The sequence below is a fragment of the Bacillota bacterium genome (assembly GCA_040757085.1).
Classification (GTDB): domain Bacteria; phylum Bacillota; class Sulfobacillia; order JACIYH01; family JACIYH01; genus JACIYH01.
Window position 1 is genome coordinate 232579 of record JBFLXJ010000017.1, and the last position, 14676, is coordinate 247254.

A 14676-nucleotide genomic window follows, 5' to 3' on the forward strand; every position below is an offset into this window, starting at 1 on the left:
TTTCCGGTGAGACGGCCCCGCAGGCTGCGGCAGAGCGAGGGCCTGCGCAGGATGGTGAGTGAGACCTCCCTTGCCGTCTCTGACCTCATCTACCCCATGTTCGTGGTGGCGGGGCAGGGGGTGAGGCAGGAGGTCCCCTCGTTGCCCGGGGTGTACCGGTTGTCCCCCGACCTGCTGGTGGAAGAGGCCGCTAGCTGCCATCGGCTGGGCATCCCGGCGGTGCTCCTGTTTGGCTTGCCCAGGCGGAAGGATCCCCAGGGGTCGGAGGCTTGGGACGACGAGGGCGCGGTGCAGCAGGCGGTGCGCCTGGTACGGCAGAAGGTACCCGGGCTGGTGGTGATCACCGACGTTTGCCTCTGCGCTTATACCGAGCACGGGCACTGCGGTGCGCTCGTGCACCAGCGGGTAGACAACGACCGCACGCTGGAACTCCTGGCGAAGGTAGCCCTTTCCCACGCCCGGGCGGGTGCCCATCTGGTGGCCCCCTCGGACATGATGGATGGGCGGGTGGGTGCCATCCGCCGTGCCCTGGACGAGGCAGGGCTGACCGAGGTGGGTATCCTGTCGTACGCCGCCAAGTATGCCTCCGCTTTTTACGGGCCCTTCCGCGAGGCGGCGGACTCCGCCCCCTCCTTCGGTGACCGGCGCGGCTACCAGATGGACCCGGCCAACGCCCGCGAGGCCCTGGTCGAGGTGGAACTCGACCTGGAGGAAGGGGCCGATATGGTGATGGTGAAACCGGCCTTGGCCTACCTGGATGTCATCCGCCAGGTGAGGGAACGCTTCCCGATCCCCCTGGTCGCGTACAACGTGAGCGGCGAGTACGCCATGGTGAAGGCCGCCAGCCAGAAAGGTTGGCTGGACGAGCGGCGGGTGGTTATGGAGATCCTCACCGCGATTCGGCGCGCGGGAGCCGACCTCATCATTACCTACCACGCCCCCCAGGTGGCCAGGTGGCTGCGCGAGCAGGGGTAGCCGGCGGCGCGGGAGGTGGGACATATGGAGTTAGGGCGATCGCGTGTGCTCATGGAGAAGGCACGTGCCCTCATGCCGGGAGGGGTCAACAGCCCGGTGCGCTCCTTCCGTGGTGTGGGCGGCACGCCATTCTTCGTGGCCCGCGGGCAGGGTGCGTACCTCTGGGACGTGGACGGTAATCGCTATCTGGACTACGTGTGCTCGTGGGGTCCCCTGATACTGGGGCATGCCCACCCCGAGGTGGTGGAAGCGCTGGCGCGGGCTCTGGAGCGCGGGACGAGCTATGGCGCCCCCACCGAACTTGAGGTTGAGCTGGCCGAGATGGTGACGCGGGCCATGCCGGGCGTGGAGATGGTACGCATGGTCAACTCCGGTACCGAGGCATGCATGAGCGCCATTCGCCTCGCCCGCGCCTACACGGGTCGTCCCCGCATCATCAAATTCGCCGGCTGCTATCACGGGCACGCCGATCCCCTGCTGGCCCGGGCGGGTTCCGGCGTCGCTACCCTGGGATTACCGGACAGTCCTGGTGTACCGGGAGGCACCGTGGCAGACACCGTGGTGCTCCCATACAACGACCTGGGCGCGGTGACCACGGCATTTGCCGTGCAGGGGGATCGGGTGGCGGCCGTCATCGTGGAGCCGGTGGCAGGTAACATGGGGGTGGTACCGCCCGCCGCCGGCTTCCTTGCCGGCCTGCGGGATCTCACCAGGAAACACGGTGCCCTGCTCATCTTCGACGAGGTGATCACCGGGTTCCGGGTGGCATACGGGGGTGCCCAGGCCCTCTACGGGGTGATCCCCGACCTGACCTGCTTCGGCAAGATCATCGGAGGCGGGCTGCCGGTGGGGGCGTACGGGGGCAGGCGTGACATCATGGAGATGGTGGCACCCGCGGGGCCCGTCTACCAGGCCGGGACCCTCTCCGGCAATCCCCTGGCCATGACGGCGGGCCTGGCCACCTTACGCGTACTCTCCCGGCCCGGCACTTACGAGCAGCTCGAGCGGGCCGGGGCGGAACTGGAGAAAGGTCTCGTAGAAGCGGCTCAAGAGGCGGGAGTCCCCGTATGTTGCCAGCGGGTGGGATCGCTGCTCACGGTGTTCTTCCAGGAGGGTCCCATCACCCGGTGGGAAGAGGCTTCCCGGAGCGCCACCGCCAGCTACGCCCGTTTCTTCCACGCCCTTCTGGAACGTGGGGTTTACTTGCCGCCCTCCCAGTTCGAAGCTTGCTTCCTCTCGCTGGCCCACGGGCAGGAGGAACTGGAGAAGACCATCGCCGCAGCCCGGGAGGCCTTCCGCTGCCTGTGACAGCGGCGGGCGCTGCGTCAGGCGTGCACCACCGACATTCACGGCGAGGGGGGAGCAGCCATGGCTGAAGGAAAGAAGCAAATCGTGTTGGAATGGCTGGGAGGCATGGGCTTTATAGCCCGCAACGAGGCCGGGCGGGCCATCCTGGTGGGGACGCCTCCGCCCGAGCGGGCCCGGGATGTTCTGGCGGGGCTGGATGCAGCCCGGACCGGGCTGACCCCCATGGAACTGGTGCTGGCGGCGCTGGGCGGGTGTACCGCCCTGGATGTGCTCTCCATCCTGGAGAAGATGCGCCAGCGGGTGGACACATTCACCGTGGTGGTGGAAGGGGAACGGGCTGCCGAGCATCCCAAGGTATACACTGTGGCCCGGCTTACCTACCGCCTGGCGGGGGAGATAGAGCCGGCGAGTGCCCGCCGGGCAGCAGAACTGTCCATCGGGCGTTATTGCTCGGTGGGGGCCATGTTCACCCGGGCAGTCCCCGTGACCTATACCATGGAACTCAACGGCGAAGTGATGGATCTGGGTACGCGGGGTCCCGCTCACTGAGGAGCCCGGGGACGAACCTGCGCAAAGGAACGGAGGGAGGTACTGTCCAAATGCCGGAGAGGAAGGTAGTGACCACTCAGGGAGCTCCCGTGCCTGTGGGGCCGTACTCTCAGGCGATCATAGCCGGTGACGAGGTTTTCACGGCCGGCCAGCTGGGGATTGAACCCACCACGGGGAAGCTGGTTGGCGATGGCGTTGAGGAGCAAACCAGGCAGGCATTGCAGAACCTGCAGGCGGTTCTGGTTGCCGCGGGGACGTCCCTGGAAAACGCGGTGAAGGTGACGGTGTTTCTCACCGACATGAGTAATTTCCCGCTCATGAACCGGGTCTACTCCCAGTTCTTTCCCAAGGATCCTCCCGCCCGCACCTGCATAGGGGTGGCGGCCCTGCCCATGGGAGCGGCGGTGGAAATCGAGGTGGTGGCTGCCCTTCCCAGCAGGTCCACTTCCTAGGGGCCTGGGTCTAAGGCCGCTCGACCCCGGGGAGCACTCCTGGCAGGCTCTAGGGGTTGCCGGCTCGCGGGGTGACCGGCACGGTCAACGGGGGCGGGCGAGAAGGTCTCGGTGGGGCCCAGGAAGGAATTCAGGAAGAGGCTGCTCCAGACGGCGCGCTGGGTGCGGTAGGCACCCAGCGCGTTGCGCTTGAAGGCGCGTTCTTCCCGGGTCAGGAGCAGGCATTCCGTATCCTTGCTCTTTTCCACTGCTGCGGGCAGGCCCAGGTACTGCTCCAGAACCCGTGTCCGGGCGCGCGGGTGGACCAGGTAGGTTAACAGCCGGGGCCGGGAGCCATCATCGACCCCCGGGCTGAGGCCGGCTACAGCGTCAAGAAAAAGGTGGTGGGCGGCGCGGTGGTCCGGGTGTCCGTCTCCGGCGCTGGGGAGAAGGACGATGGTGGGCCGGAAAGCATTGATGACGGCCTGGAGCTGATGTCTTAGTTCCTCCCGGGTGTAAGCGGCGCCAGGACGCAGGCACTCCCGGTAGGGGACGGTCGTGGCACCCGTGAAGCGTGAGTCGGTGCGTCCGGTGAGGAGCAGACGCATCAGGCCCCGGTCGGGGAAGCCGAGGAAGATGACGTTATCGGGGTCGAGACCGAGCCGGATTGCCGCTTCGCGGGCCTCCGCCATGCGGATGCGCCCGAAGCGCAACAGATCCTGGGGCGATAGGGTGGAACGCCGGAAGTACTCGCGGGCGGCCAGGGAATACCCATCCCCGCAGGTGAGGATGACCACCTGCACCTGTCCCTCCCGGGAGAGCACGCGCCGGATGAGTCCTGCCGCTGCCAGGGTTTCGTCGTCGGGGTGGGGGGAAACTACCAGCAGGCGTTCTCCCCATCCCACCTGCGGTTGCGGTGTTTCCCGGGCGAGTACTGCCGCCGGCCAGACGGTGAGCCCTGCCCGGAGCACCGTCCATGCGGCCAGCACCAAGCCGAAGATGACGACCTTGCGGCGTCCGGATGGACGAGAAAGTGGTAGCACGCCTCTTGTGCGCACTCTTCCTCACCCATTTCCTGCCCTGCTTCGCCCGGTTTCACGGTTTTCTGCCTGCCCTGACTGATTTCCTGCCCAGCCAGCGTAGGGCGGCTATCCCCAGGGTAATACTGGCCACCAGGGCAAGTACCCCCCATACCAGGTGGCCCGCCACCGCCGCTCTCACCCAGGGGGCGAACTTCCATCCCAGGTACTGCCAGACCAAGCAGTAGGTGAATGATCCCAGGGACCCGACGAAAGTGTAGGCCCCCAGGGGCAGTCGCATGGCGCCCGCTCCCAGGAGGGCGGCGGGGCGGATAAACCCTAGCCAGCGGGCGCAGAAAGTGGTGATCGCCCCGTAGCGGCGGAACCAGTTCTCCGCGCGCTCCATCGCCTCCCGGTTAACGCCCAGCAGCCGGCCCAGACGCGAACCCCGGCGCAAACCTTCGCCCGCCCGGTATCCGGCTGCATAGGCAAGGAGCCCGCCGGCGGAGTTGCCTGCCGTGGCCACCAGCACCGACCCCCAGAATGACATCCGACCCAGGGAGAGGTAGTGACCGCTCACCAGGCACAGCAGTTCGGCGGGGACGGGGAGGCTGGTCCCCTCGAGGGCGAAGCCGACGAAAAGAGCCAGGTACGTCAGGGAAGGGGACATGGTGTTCCCACCCGGCGGACGATGACACTGAGCGATTAATACGCCTGTGCGTTTGGCCACACCGCGTTGCGTTGATGGATGCCGTACAGCGGTGCAGCCCGCACCACCAAGTCATTTTACATCGTCGGCTTCTGGTTTGCACTGGATGCCGGTTCCTCGGCTATCTCCATGCCCGGGGCCGGGCGTGGCACCACCGGGGGAGCTGCCGGGGTGGGAGCCTGCGCCGCACGGCGGGCCACCAGGCTGTGGCGGAGGGAGTAGGTGAAGTAGATGGTGAGGCCGATGGTGAGCCAGACGCCGAAGCGGACCCAGGTGAGGGCGGGGAGGTTGGCCATCAGGTAGAGGCAGAACACGGCCGCGAAAGCGGGGAACCAGGGCACCCAGGGCACCCGGAACGGGCGGGGGAGATCCGGGCGCAGGCGGCGGAGGGCGATTACCCCCGCTGACACCAGCACGAAAGCGGCCAGGGTACCTATGTTGGCGAGTTCCGCCACCGTTCCGATGGGGAGTAACGAAGCCATGAGGGCCACGGTTCCCCCCGTGAGGTAGGTGGAGAAGGTGGGGGTGCCGCGGCGAGGTTCGAGGCTGGCAAAGACGGGCGGCAGCATGCCGTCCCCGGCCATGGCGAAGAAGATGCGGCTCTGGGCGAAAATGTCCACCACCAGGACACTGGTGAGGCCGGCCAGGGCCCCCACGGACACCGCCGCCGAGGCCCAGCGATAGCCGGCTGCGGCCAGCGCGGTGGCCACGGGGGAAGCTGTGTCCAGGTGGGGGTAGGGCAGGATACCGGTGAGGATGGCCGCCACCGCCAGGTACAGGCTGGTGGCGATGCCCAGTGAGGCCATGATCCCGATGGGCAGGTCGCGGGCGGGCCGGCGGACTTCTTCGGCAGCGGTGGAGACGGCATCGAAGCCGATGTAGGCGAAGAACACGATGGCTGCCCCGCGCATCACCCCCGCGGCACCATAGGGGGCGAAGGGAACCCAGTTGAGGGGGTTCACCTTGCCCACGCCCAGGGCAATGAACAGGGCGAGGGCGGCCAGCTTGGTGATCACCACCACCAGGTTGAAAGTGGCACTTTCGCGCGTGCCCAGTGTGAGCAACGCGGTGATGACCGCCACCACGGTCAGGGCAGGCAGGTTAAGCGCTCCTCCTTCCCAGGGGCCGGCCGTGAGTGTGTGGGGCAACGGCATCCCCAGGTTGGCCAGCAGCGACGACAGGTAGGACCCCCAGCCGATGGCCACTGCGCTGGCGGCCACCGTGTACTCCAGGATCAGGTCCCACCCGATGATCCAGGCGGGCAATTCCCCCAGGGCCGAGTAGGCGTAGGTGTAAGCGCTCCCAGCCACCGGCACCATGGAGGCCAGCTCCGCGTACACGAAAGCCGTGAGAGTGGCGGCAATGCCGGATATCACGAAGGAGACGACCACCGCGGGACCGGCGAAGCGGGCAGCGGCAACCCCCGTCAGCACGAAGATCCCGGTCCCGATGATCCCGCCCAGGCCCAGGAAGGTGAGATCCCAGGGACCCAGTACCCGCCGCAGCCCCCTCTCCGGGGGCCTCGTTATGGGTCGAGTGCGAAGGCAGGTGCGGGCGAGTTCCCTCAGCATAGCGTTCCTAGTTTGCACGGCCCGCGCCCGTTTATGGGGCACGGGGTGCCGGGCGGAGCGCGGCCGTTCACGGTGGCGGCAGGGCAGTCTCCGGTCGGGGCAGGGCAGTCCGCGGTGGCGGCAGGTCCGCCTGCGTCCGACGGGGGAACCGGGCAGGAATGGGTAACGGGTCACGGCGAATTGCCCAAAGGAGTGGAGGTACGGGATGTTCTCACGCCAGGACTGTTGATGCCATGGAGAACATATGCCCGGAGGGATTGGCGGCTGGTCCTGGCCAATTTCTACCAGGCTCTGGAACCCGGCGGATACCTCTTGTTTCCTCGTTAAGGAACTGGTCGGAGACGGCTACCATCACTTTGTGGCCCGGAAGAATCAAGCAGGGACAAGGATTGGGGGAGAAGAGATGAGGGCTAAGGCACTGGTTTGTCTGACGCCGGCGGAGTCGCGACGACTCATCGCCAAAGGGGTGACTGCTCTGCCCGAGGTCAGGAACGCCCTGGCCCATGGCAGGGTGGTGATTGCCGTGGGCACCACCAACACATACGTGGCCGAGGAAATCCTGGGGCAGCCCATGCCGCGCGGTCCCTTCGTGGCCGGCTTTGTGGGGCCGCAGGGGTTGTGGGAGACCCCGCCCGACATCAGGATGCATCCCGTGGTGCTCATCCGGGGGGAGAGGGTGGATCGGCGGCCACGGGAAGTCCTGGAAGAGTTCGAGGCCGGGGACGTGTTCATCAAGGGAGCCAACGCCGTTGATCCCGCCGGCCTGGCGGGAATTTTCCTGGGCGGGGCGAGCGGGGGGACCATCGGCCTGGCCATCGGCTACCTGGCGGCGCGGGGGGCCCATCTGGTGGTTCCCGTGGGTCTGGAGAAGCTGGTGCCGTCCGTGGCCCGGGCGGCGGGCCGCATGGGTTCCGCTGCCGTGGAGATGGCCACCGGGGAACCCGTGGGGCTGATGCCCCTGGTGGGGGCGCGGGTGGTCACGGAAATCGAGGCCCTGGCGGTGCTGACGGGGGTGGACGCCATCCACGTGGGAAGCGGCGGGGTGGGGGGAGCCGAAGGCGCGGTCACGCTGCTTTTGGAAGGCGAACGGGACCGGGTTGAGGCGGCCTTCTCGCTGGTGAAGTCTCTCAAGGGCGAGCCGGCCTTCCCGCTGCCGCCTGCCCGGGAGCGATGAACTGGGCCCGGGAATGGAACTGGGCATGTGCCCAGGTGGCTGCTTCGCCCGGGGTGGTGCTTCTGGTGGGGGCACCCGACACCGGCAAGAGCACCCTGGCTGCCTGGTTGGTGAACGCCTGCCTGGGGGCGGGGCACCGGGTAGCGGTGGTGGACGCGGACGTAGGGCAATCCGACGTGGGGCCTCCCGGTACCGTGGGGCTGGGATACCCTCCGGGGCCCATCGAGCGTTTGGATCAGGTGCCGGTCGCCGCAATGGCGTTCGTGGGTGCCACCTCCCCCGCCCGCTCGCCGGCGCACCATGTTGTCGCCACGGCGTCCATGGTCTGGCGGGCCCGGCGGGAGGGAGCTGCCGTGGTGGTGGTGGATACCACGGGCACCGTCTCTGGGCGGTTGGGCCAGGTCCTTAAGGAACTCAAGATCGCAGCCACCCGGCCCGAGTGGGTGGTAGCCCTGGAACGGGAAGGCGAGCTGGCTCCCATCCTGCGCGGGTTGCGGGGCCGCACCCGACCCCGGGTGCTGCGCGTACCTCCCTCGGGGCGGGCACGGGAGCGTTCGCGCGAAGAACGCCGTGCCAACCGGGAGAGGCTGCTGGCCCGCTACTTGCAACAGGCGGCCCCGCTGGACATCCCCCTGGCGGGGCTGGGGATAGTGAACTCGTTCTGGGAGAGGGACTTGTACGAGGAAGTGCCGGAGCAGGAGTTCCATCACCTGTGGGTGGGGCTGGCTGATGCCCGCGGGGAGGTCCTGGCCGCAGGCACTGTTCTTGAGGTGTCGTACGCCGAGGACCGGGTGCGTGTGCTCACACCCTGGAAGGATGCTGCTGCGGTCAAGGTGATCATCCTGGGGTCCATGCGGGTGGCCCCCGACGGCCGCGAAGCCGGCCATACCGTGGCTGGCTAGGTGGCGCGGTTCCATCCCCGCCAGTCAGATCCGTGGTGCCCATCCGAACCGGTTGACGGCGTTCCCCGAAGGGGATATAAAGAGGCGAGGAGGTGCCGGCGTGCAGGATAAGGTAGAAGCGGTTCTCACTCGGGTGAGGCCCATGCTGCAGGCTGACGGCGGCGACGTGGAACTGGTAGGCATCGAAGGCGGGGTGGTCAAGGTACGGCTGAAGGGGACCTGCGGTGGATGTCCCTTTGCCGCCATGACCATCAAGAACGGGATCGAGGCGGCTCTGAAGGCCGAGATCCCCGAGGTCAAGAGCGTACAGGCGGTTTAAGGACCGGAAGGGGGGAACCCGGCGATCGGGATGCACCCGTCGCCATACGGCGTCCTGGGCGCAGCCGTAGTCTCCGTATCCTTCAGTTCCCTGTTCATCCGACTCAGCTCTGCTCCGCCCCTCGCTATTGCCGCATATCGCATGGGAATTACTACCCTCATCCTGGCTGCGCTACTCATGATTTTGGATAGGGGTGCCCTGAGGCACCTGGGGAGGAAGGAACTGGGCTGGTGTTTGCTCTCCGGCTTCTTCTTGGCACTGCACTTTGCTGCCTGGATCACTTCCCTCTTTTATACTACGGTGGCCAGTTCCACGGTGCTGGTGTCGATGCAGCCGCTGTTCGTCATGGCGGGTTCCCACTTTTTGTACCGGGAAAAGGTGCCGCCGCTGGGCCTGGCGGCGGCGGCCCTGGCCATCGCCGGAAGCGGTTTCATCGGCGGGGGAGACCTCCGCGCCGGAGGGGCCTTCCTCTGGGGGGACATCCTGGCGCTTTTTGGCGCGGCCATGGTGGCGGGGTACGTCCTCATCGGCAGACGCCTGCGCCAGAGGCTGAGCCTGCTCGGGTACACTGTCCCCGTATACGGATTCTGCAGTCTGGTGCTGTTCGCGATGTGCGCCCTCACCGGACAACCACTGGCCGGCTTCTCGGGCCGGGACTGGCTGCTCTTCCTGTCCCTGGCTGTCGTCCCCACCATCGGGGGCCATACCCTGTACAACTACACCCTGCGCTTCCTGCCCGCCCACGTGGTGTCCGTGGCCAGCCTGGGGGAACCGGTGGGTGCCTCCCTGCTGGTGCTGGCCTTCCTGGGGGAGGTCCCGGCCGCCACCACCGTCCTGGGAGGTTTCTTGGCCCTGGGCGGGATCGCCTGGTTCCTGGTCCTGACCACTCCCGTCCGTGGCAAGAGGTGGAATGCCCGTGTATGCTAAGCCCCGTTACCTGGTAGCCGGAGACAGCAGCCTGGTGGTGGAGCTGGGGGAGGGGATCGACCCCGCCGTCAACCGCCGCGTGCAGGGGTTGGCCCGCCTTATCAGGGAGCACGGTCCCGCCGGGGTCGTCGAGGTGATTCCTTCTTACCGGTCCGTGCTGGTTTACTACCGGCCGTGGGAACTGCCTCCCCATGCCCTGCTGGGCTGGCTGGCCCGCCTGGAGGTATGGGAACCAGACCCCGCGCCCTCGCGGCTCGTACGCATACCTGTGGCCTACGGGGGAGAGTTCGGGCCCGACCTGGAGGAGATTGCCCGTTTTTCCCGCCTGTCCCCGGAGGAGGTGGTGGCGATCCACGCGGGCCAGGAGTACATGGTGTATTGCCTGGGGTTCGCTCCCGGCTTCCCCTTTCTGGGCAAGGTGCCTCCCGAGATCGCCATGCCGCGACTCGCCACTCCGCGTACTCGGGTGCCGGCAGGGTCGGTGGGGATAGCCGGGGAGCAAACCGGTATCTACCCTTCCGAGAGCCCGGGTGGATGGCGCCTGCTGGGCCGTACGCCCCTTTCCCTGTTCGTACCTCGCCGTGACCCTCCCGCGCTGTTGCAGCCCGGCGACCGGGTGCGACTGCAACCCATCAGCGCCGAGGAGTTCCGGGAATGGCAGGAGCGTGCCCAGCGGTGCGGACCCGAAGAACTGTGGGGGGGACTGGTGGAGGAGGGTCGGGAGGAGGGGAGCGGATCGCCGTGGGATTGATCAGGGTTGTAGAAGGGGGACTGCTCACCACGGTTCAGGACCTGGGTCGTTTCGGATACCAGGCCCTCGGAGTTTCCCCTGCGGGGGCCGTGGACGAGTACGCCTTTCGCCTGGCCAATTGGGCGGTTGGGAATCCCCCCGGTGCGGCTGCCCTGGAGATAACCCTCGTCGGCCCCCGACTGTCCTTCACCCGGGAAACGCTGGTGGCCATTACGGGTGCCGACCTGGGGCCTGTAGTGGACGGCGAGCCTTTCCCCATGTGGAAGGCGGTTACGGTGCCGGCGGGGGGCACCCTCGCCTTCACGGGCGGTGCTCGGGGATGCCGGGCCTACCTGGCGGTGGCGGGAGGAATCGACGTGCCGCCCGTCCTGGGCTCCCGGTCCACCGACCTCCTGGGCCGGTTCGGGGGCCTGGAGGGACGTGCCCTGCGGGCGGGAGACGAGCTTCCCATCGGCGCTCCGCCGGCGGGGGCCGGGCCCCGTCCCATCCCCCCGGAGCTGGTACCCCTGTACCCCGAGCACGTGCTCGCGCGGGTGGTACTGGGTCCCCAGGAGGATCACTTCACCTCCGAGGGGTTGCGGGTATTCCTGGGATCCTGCTACCAGGTCACCCCCCAGTCCGACCGCATGGGGTTACGCCTTGAGGGTCCCGTCATCCGCCACCGGGGAAGGGCGGACATTGTCTCCGATGGGATGCCGGCGGGTGCTGTGCAAGTACCCCAGGATGGCCGGCCCCTGGTGGTGCTGGCCAACCGCCAGACGGTGGGCGGTTATCCCAAGATCGCCACCGTGATCTCCGCCGACCTCTGGCGCCTGGCCCAGCTTCGCCCGGGATGCCGGGTATCGTTCCGCGCCGTCACACCGGAGGAAGCCCACCGGCTGGCCATCCGGTACTGGCAACTTTGGGACGAGGATCAACTGGCGGCGCGGGTGAGGGAACAGACGACCAGGTGGCAGATCACGATTTCCGGCTTCCGCTATTCGCTCTCTCTGGAAGAGTCTCAGGAAGAGTAGTCACCGCCGTCCGCGAAGCCGGCGTACATAGTGCTGCAAAGGAGCTGATGGAATTGCTCGTGCGCGAATTCGGGACGGGCCGTTGCCTGATGGGCCGTTTGTCCCCCGGAGATGACCTGCTGGGGACCCTGGAGGCCCTGGTGAGGGAAAGGAGCATCACATCCGGGCAGGTCCAGTTCATCGGGGCGCTGCAGAAAGGTGCCCTGGGATACTACGATCAGACGGTGCGTCAGTATCGCGTCATCACTCTGGATCGGCATCTGGAGATAGCGGCGGGGATGGGAAATGTATCCCTCCGGGACGGCCAACCCATGGTACATGCTCACCTGGTGCTTTCCGACGAGGAGGGGCACTGCTGGGGAGGCCACTTGGTTCCGGGCAACGTGGTATTTGCCTGCGAGTTCGCCCTCCTGGTACTGGAGGGTGAACCCTGGTCCCGCTACCCCGACGATTACACCGGCCTCGCCCTCTGGCGCCAGCCCGGCGCCGCCACGGCAGCCTGCCGCCCGGCCGCGGGGTGCGGTGCCCGGCGAGGAAACTGAGGAGGGAAGACACGATGGAGAGGGAGACACCGGCAGGATGGCAGATGCAGCGGGTCTCGAGTTACCACCGGGGGCAGAGCTTCCCGGGACGCCAGGGGGAGAGACCAGCTCCCTACCGTGAATATCCGGAGCGTCTGGCCCTGGTGCAGCTTCCCCAGCCGGTTACTACGGGAGGTCCCGGGCTCTGGGAGGTGATGAGGACCCGCCGCACGGAGCGCTCGTACCGCCCCGACGCCATCACCCCGGTCGAAGTGGCCCAGCTGGTATGGGCGGCCCAGGGCATCACCGGCAACCACCTGCGCCTGCGTACGGTCCCCTCGGCGGGGGCTCTGCATCCCTTCGAACTCTTCCTGGTGGTGAACCGGGTGACCGGCCTGGAGCCGGGGCTCTACCACTACCACGTGCCCACCGCTTCCCTGGAGTTCCTGCGGCCGGGTGAGCTGGGGGACACTCTGGCCCGAGCGGCCCTCGACCAGGACATGATGTCCCGGGCTGCGCTCAACGTGGCCCTGGCCGCCGTGGTGAGGCGCGCGGTCTGGCGGTACCACGAGCGAGCGTGGCGTTACATGTACCTGGATGCCGGGCACATCATGCAGAACCTGGCACTGGCGGCTGCCGCGCTGGGGCTGGGGCTATGTCCCATCGGCGCCTACTACGACGGTGAGGTGGACCACCTCTTCGGTCTGGACGGGGAGGAGGAAACCATCATGTACATGGCGTCGATAGGACGTAGGCTCTGAGGTGCGGCCAGGGGAGCCCTCGTTTGCCCTTCGGCTTCGCACGAGCGCCTCGAGGGTGTGGGTTCCGGGTTCGCGTGGCGCGCTAGCGGATATACTGGTCGGGGAGGTGGTGCTCGTGGGCGAGACTCCCCGGCCTCCCCGGCGGGAAGGCGAGGACAAGGCGGGTGACCCGCGACAGGATCCCCAGTTGCAGGCGGAGATTTACGAGGAGCAAGCCTCGCGCCAGCCCCAGTTGATCCCCCTCCTGTTCGCCTGGACGCAGCCGGATGAGATCAGGGATCGTTCCCATTACCTTTCCCGTCTCGTGCGTGGCAAGGCGGTGAGGGAAAAAGGAGGAATCAGCCCCGGCGAAGCGAATCCCCGCTAGGGAACCGCGCCTGGCCGCCGGGCTTGCCGGATGAAGGAGGAGCCAGCGGCCGGTAGCCGATTGCCTGGGGGGACTGTGTGAGCAGGGTTATTGCCCGCTGGCGGCAGAGATTCAGGCTCCTGCTGCTGGCGTATCAACTACCGGATGCCGTAACCCGAGAGAACGCGTACAACAGCCTGGTGGACGGGGCCCTTTTTGCGGCAGCGCAGGGCCTCACCAATCCTTTTCTGGGTCCTTTTGCCATGGCCCTGGGGGGCTCGGATGTCCACGTGGGACTGGTAACGGCGGCGCCGGCCCTGGGGGGTCTGGTGGGCCAGTTGCCCGCGGTGTGGCTCACCGAGCGGTCGCCCACCCGTATGCCGGTGGTGCTTGCCTATACCCTGGTTCACCGCCTGTTCTTCCTGTTCTTCGCTGCATTGCCGTTCCTGGTCGGAATTCCGCGGGCGTGGTTGCTGGTGATCGGGTTGGGGCTGGCCACCATCCCCGCCACGGTGACGAACACGGCTTGGACCACCCTGATGGCCGAACTGTTCCCGGGCCGTTTGCGGGCTCAGGTTTTCGCGGACCGCAACATGTGGGCGGCTCTGGCTACCCTGGCGGGAACGGCGGTGGCCGGTCCCCTGCTGGATGCCCTGCCGGAACCCTGGAACTGGTGGGCGCTATTCCTCCTGGCCTTCGCCTGCCTGATGGGGTCTTACCTGTTCCTTGCCCGCCTGCGGGAGGAGACACCACGGGCAGGGGTGCCGGCGGGCCAGGCCTCTGCAGGCTTGCGGGGCTACGGAGAAATCCTGCGCAACCGGGAATTTCTGGCCTTTCTGTTCCCGGTGGCCGTCTTTTACAGCGGCATGATGCTGGCTGTCCCCATGTACCCCATCATCTACGTGCGCAAGTTAGACCTGGCGAACAGCTGGATAGCTTCGTTTTCCCTCGTCTCCGGGATTTGCTCCGTTGTAACCTACCGCTACTGGGGGCGGGTGTGCGTGCGACGGGGGAACCACTTCGTTTTTACCCTGGCCGCGGCCGTCCATGTCGCCTTTCCCCTCGGATACGCCCTGGCAGGATCCCCTTACGTGCTCCTGTTCTGGTCAGTGGTGGGAGGAGTGTTCGGGGCCGCTTTCAACCTGGCCCTCTTCAACCTGCTGCTCGACGTGTCTCCGGGTGAAGGCCGTCCGCGGTACGTGGGTGTGTATAACCTCGTCATCAACGGCACTACCCTGATCTTTCCCATGCTGGGCGTGGCTGCTTTCATGGCCTGGGGTCTGTACGTGGCCATGGGGATATCCACCCTGGGTAGACTGCTGGGGACCGGCCTGCTGATCTACTATGCTCGCACCACCCGCCCGGGGCTGCCGCGGGCGGTAGCGCAGTTGCCCGCCTGA

At 67.1% G+C, this 14676-nt stretch carries 17 protein-coding genes; 14 read left to right on the forward strand and 3 right to left on the reverse strand.

Translation table 11 applies throughout. The features are described 5' to 3' along the window. Positions 1 to 51 precede the first annotated feature (51 nt). Genes hemB through AB1446_06285 form a run of 4 tightly spaced genes read left to right on the forward strand, consistent with a single transcriptional unit; the run spans position 52 to position 3284 of the window. Positions 52 to 975 carry a porphobilinogen synthase gene (gene hemB / locus AB1446_06270; protein MEW6546509.1) on the forward strand — a complete coding sequence of 308 codons (924 nt, stop codon included), beginning with the start codon at positions 52 to 54 and terminating at the stop codon, positions 973 to 975. Positions 976 to 999: 24 nt separating this feature from the next. Further along, positions 1000 to 2283, forward strand: coding sequence for a glutamate-1-semialdehyde 2,1-aminomutase (gene hemL, locus AB1446_06275; protein ID MEW6546510.1), 1284 nt, complete (start codon positions 1000 to 1002; stop codon positions 2281 to 2283). A gap of 60 nt (positions 2284 to 2343) precedes the next feature. After that, a complete protein-coding gene (locus AB1446_06280) occupies positions 2344 to 2832 on the forward strand; it encodes an OsmC family protein (protein MEW6546511.1) in 489 nt (162 codons plus the stop codon). A gap of 50 nt (positions 2833 to 2882) precedes the next feature. Further along, on the forward strand, positions 2883 to 3284 hold the full coding sequence (locus AB1446_06285; protein MEW6546512.1) for a RidA family protein: 402 nt from the start codon (positions 2883 to 2885) through the stop codon (positions 3282 to 3284). Here AB1446_06285 and AB1446_06290 read toward each other — a convergent pair. From AB1446_06290 to AB1446_06300, 3 genes are all read right to left on the reverse strand, one after another. Further along, positions 3281 to 4321, reverse strand: coding sequence for a PIG-L family deacetylase (locus tag AB1446_06290; protein MEW6546513.1), 1041 nt, complete (start codon positions 4319 to 4321; stop codon positions 3281 to 3283). The two genes, AB1446_06285 and AB1446_06290, sit on opposite strands and share 4 nt — an antisense overlap. Before the next feature lie 37 nt (positions 4322 to 4358). Next, the gene (locus AB1446_06295) at positions 4359 to 4952 is read right to left on the reverse strand and encodes a DedA family protein (GenBank protein ID MEW6546514.1); all 594 of its coding nucleotides are present in this window, start codon (positions 4950 to 4952) and stop codon (positions 4359 to 4361) included. A 116-nt stretch (positions 4953 to 5068) separates the two neighbouring features. Then, a complete protein-coding gene (locus tag AB1446_06300; GenBank protein ID MEW6546515.1) occupies positions 5069 to 6580 on the reverse strand; it encodes an amino acid permease in 1512 nt (503 codons plus the stop codon). Between the two features lie 385 nt (positions 6581 to 6965). On the opposite strand from AB1446_06300, the gene AB1446_06305 reads away from it, so the two are divergent. The 10 genes from AB1446_06305 to AB1446_06350 all read left to right on the forward strand — a co-directional run bounded on the left by AB1446_06305 (position 6966) and on the right by AB1446_06350 (position 14676). After that, entirely contained in the window at positions 6966 to 7736 is a 771-nt protein-coding gene (locus AB1446_06305; protein MEW6546516.1) for a hypothetical protein, read from the forward strand. Then, positions 7733 to 8638, forward strand: a complete 906-nt coding sequence (locus AB1446_06310) for a Clp1/GlmU family protein (GenBank protein MEW6546517.1) — start codon at positions 7733 to 7735, stop codon at positions 8636 to 8638. Before AB1446_06305 ends, AB1446_06310 begins: the two co-directional genes overlap by 4 nt. 100 nt (positions 8639 to 8738) lie before the next feature. Beyond that, positions 8739 to 8957 carry a NifU family protein gene (locus AB1446_06315; GenBank protein MEW6546518.1) on the forward strand — a complete coding sequence of 73 codons (219 nt, stop codon included), beginning with the start codon at positions 8739 to 8741 and terminating at the stop codon, positions 8955 to 8957. Positions 8958 to 8987: 30 nt separating this feature from the next. Beyond that, a complete protein-coding gene (locus AB1446_06320) occupies positions 8988 to 9884 on the forward strand; it encodes a DMT family transporter (protein ID MEW6546519.1) in 897 nt (298 codons plus the stop codon). Further along, positions 9874 to 10635 (forward strand): 5-oxoprolinase subunit PxpB, encoded by a 762-nt coding sequence (gene pxpB, locus AB1446_06325; protein ID MEW6546520.1) that lies wholly within the window; start codon positions 9874 to 9876, stop codon positions 10633 to 10635. The genes AB1446_06320 and pxpB overlap by 11 nt, the downstream gene beginning before the upstream one ends. Next, entirely contained in the window at positions 10626 to 11648 is a 1023-nt protein-coding gene (locus tag AB1446_06330) for a biotin-dependent carboxyltransferase family protein (GenBank protein MEW6546521.1), read from the forward strand. The genes pxpB and AB1446_06330 overlap by 10 nt, the downstream gene beginning before the upstream one ends. 47 nt (positions 11649 to 11695) lie before the next feature. Then, the gene (locus AB1446_06335; GenBank protein ID MEW6546522.1) at positions 11696 to 12190 is read left to right on the forward strand and encodes a DUF296 domain-containing protein; all 495 of its coding nucleotides are present in this window, start codon (positions 11696 to 11698) and stop codon (positions 12188 to 12190) included. 14 nt (positions 12191 to 12204) lie between these two features. After that, positions 12205 to 12930 (forward strand): SagB/ThcOx family dehydrogenase, encoded by a 726-nt coding sequence (locus AB1446_06340; protein ID MEW6546523.1) that lies wholly within the window; start codon positions 12205 to 12207, stop codon positions 12928 to 12930. 115 nt (positions 12931 to 13045) lie between these two features. Then, positions 13046 to 13297: a hypothetical protein gene (locus tag AB1446_06345; GenBank protein MEW6546524.1), complete on the forward strand. Its 252-nt coding sequence runs from the start codon at positions 13046 to 13048 to the stop codon at positions 13295 to 13297. 77 nt (positions 13298 to 13374) lie between these two features. Beyond that, the gene (locus tag AB1446_06350) at positions 13375 to 14676 is read left to right on the forward strand and encodes an MFS transporter (GenBank protein MEW6546525.1); all 1302 of its coding nucleotides are present in this window, start codon (positions 13375 to 13377) and stop codon (positions 14674 to 14676) included.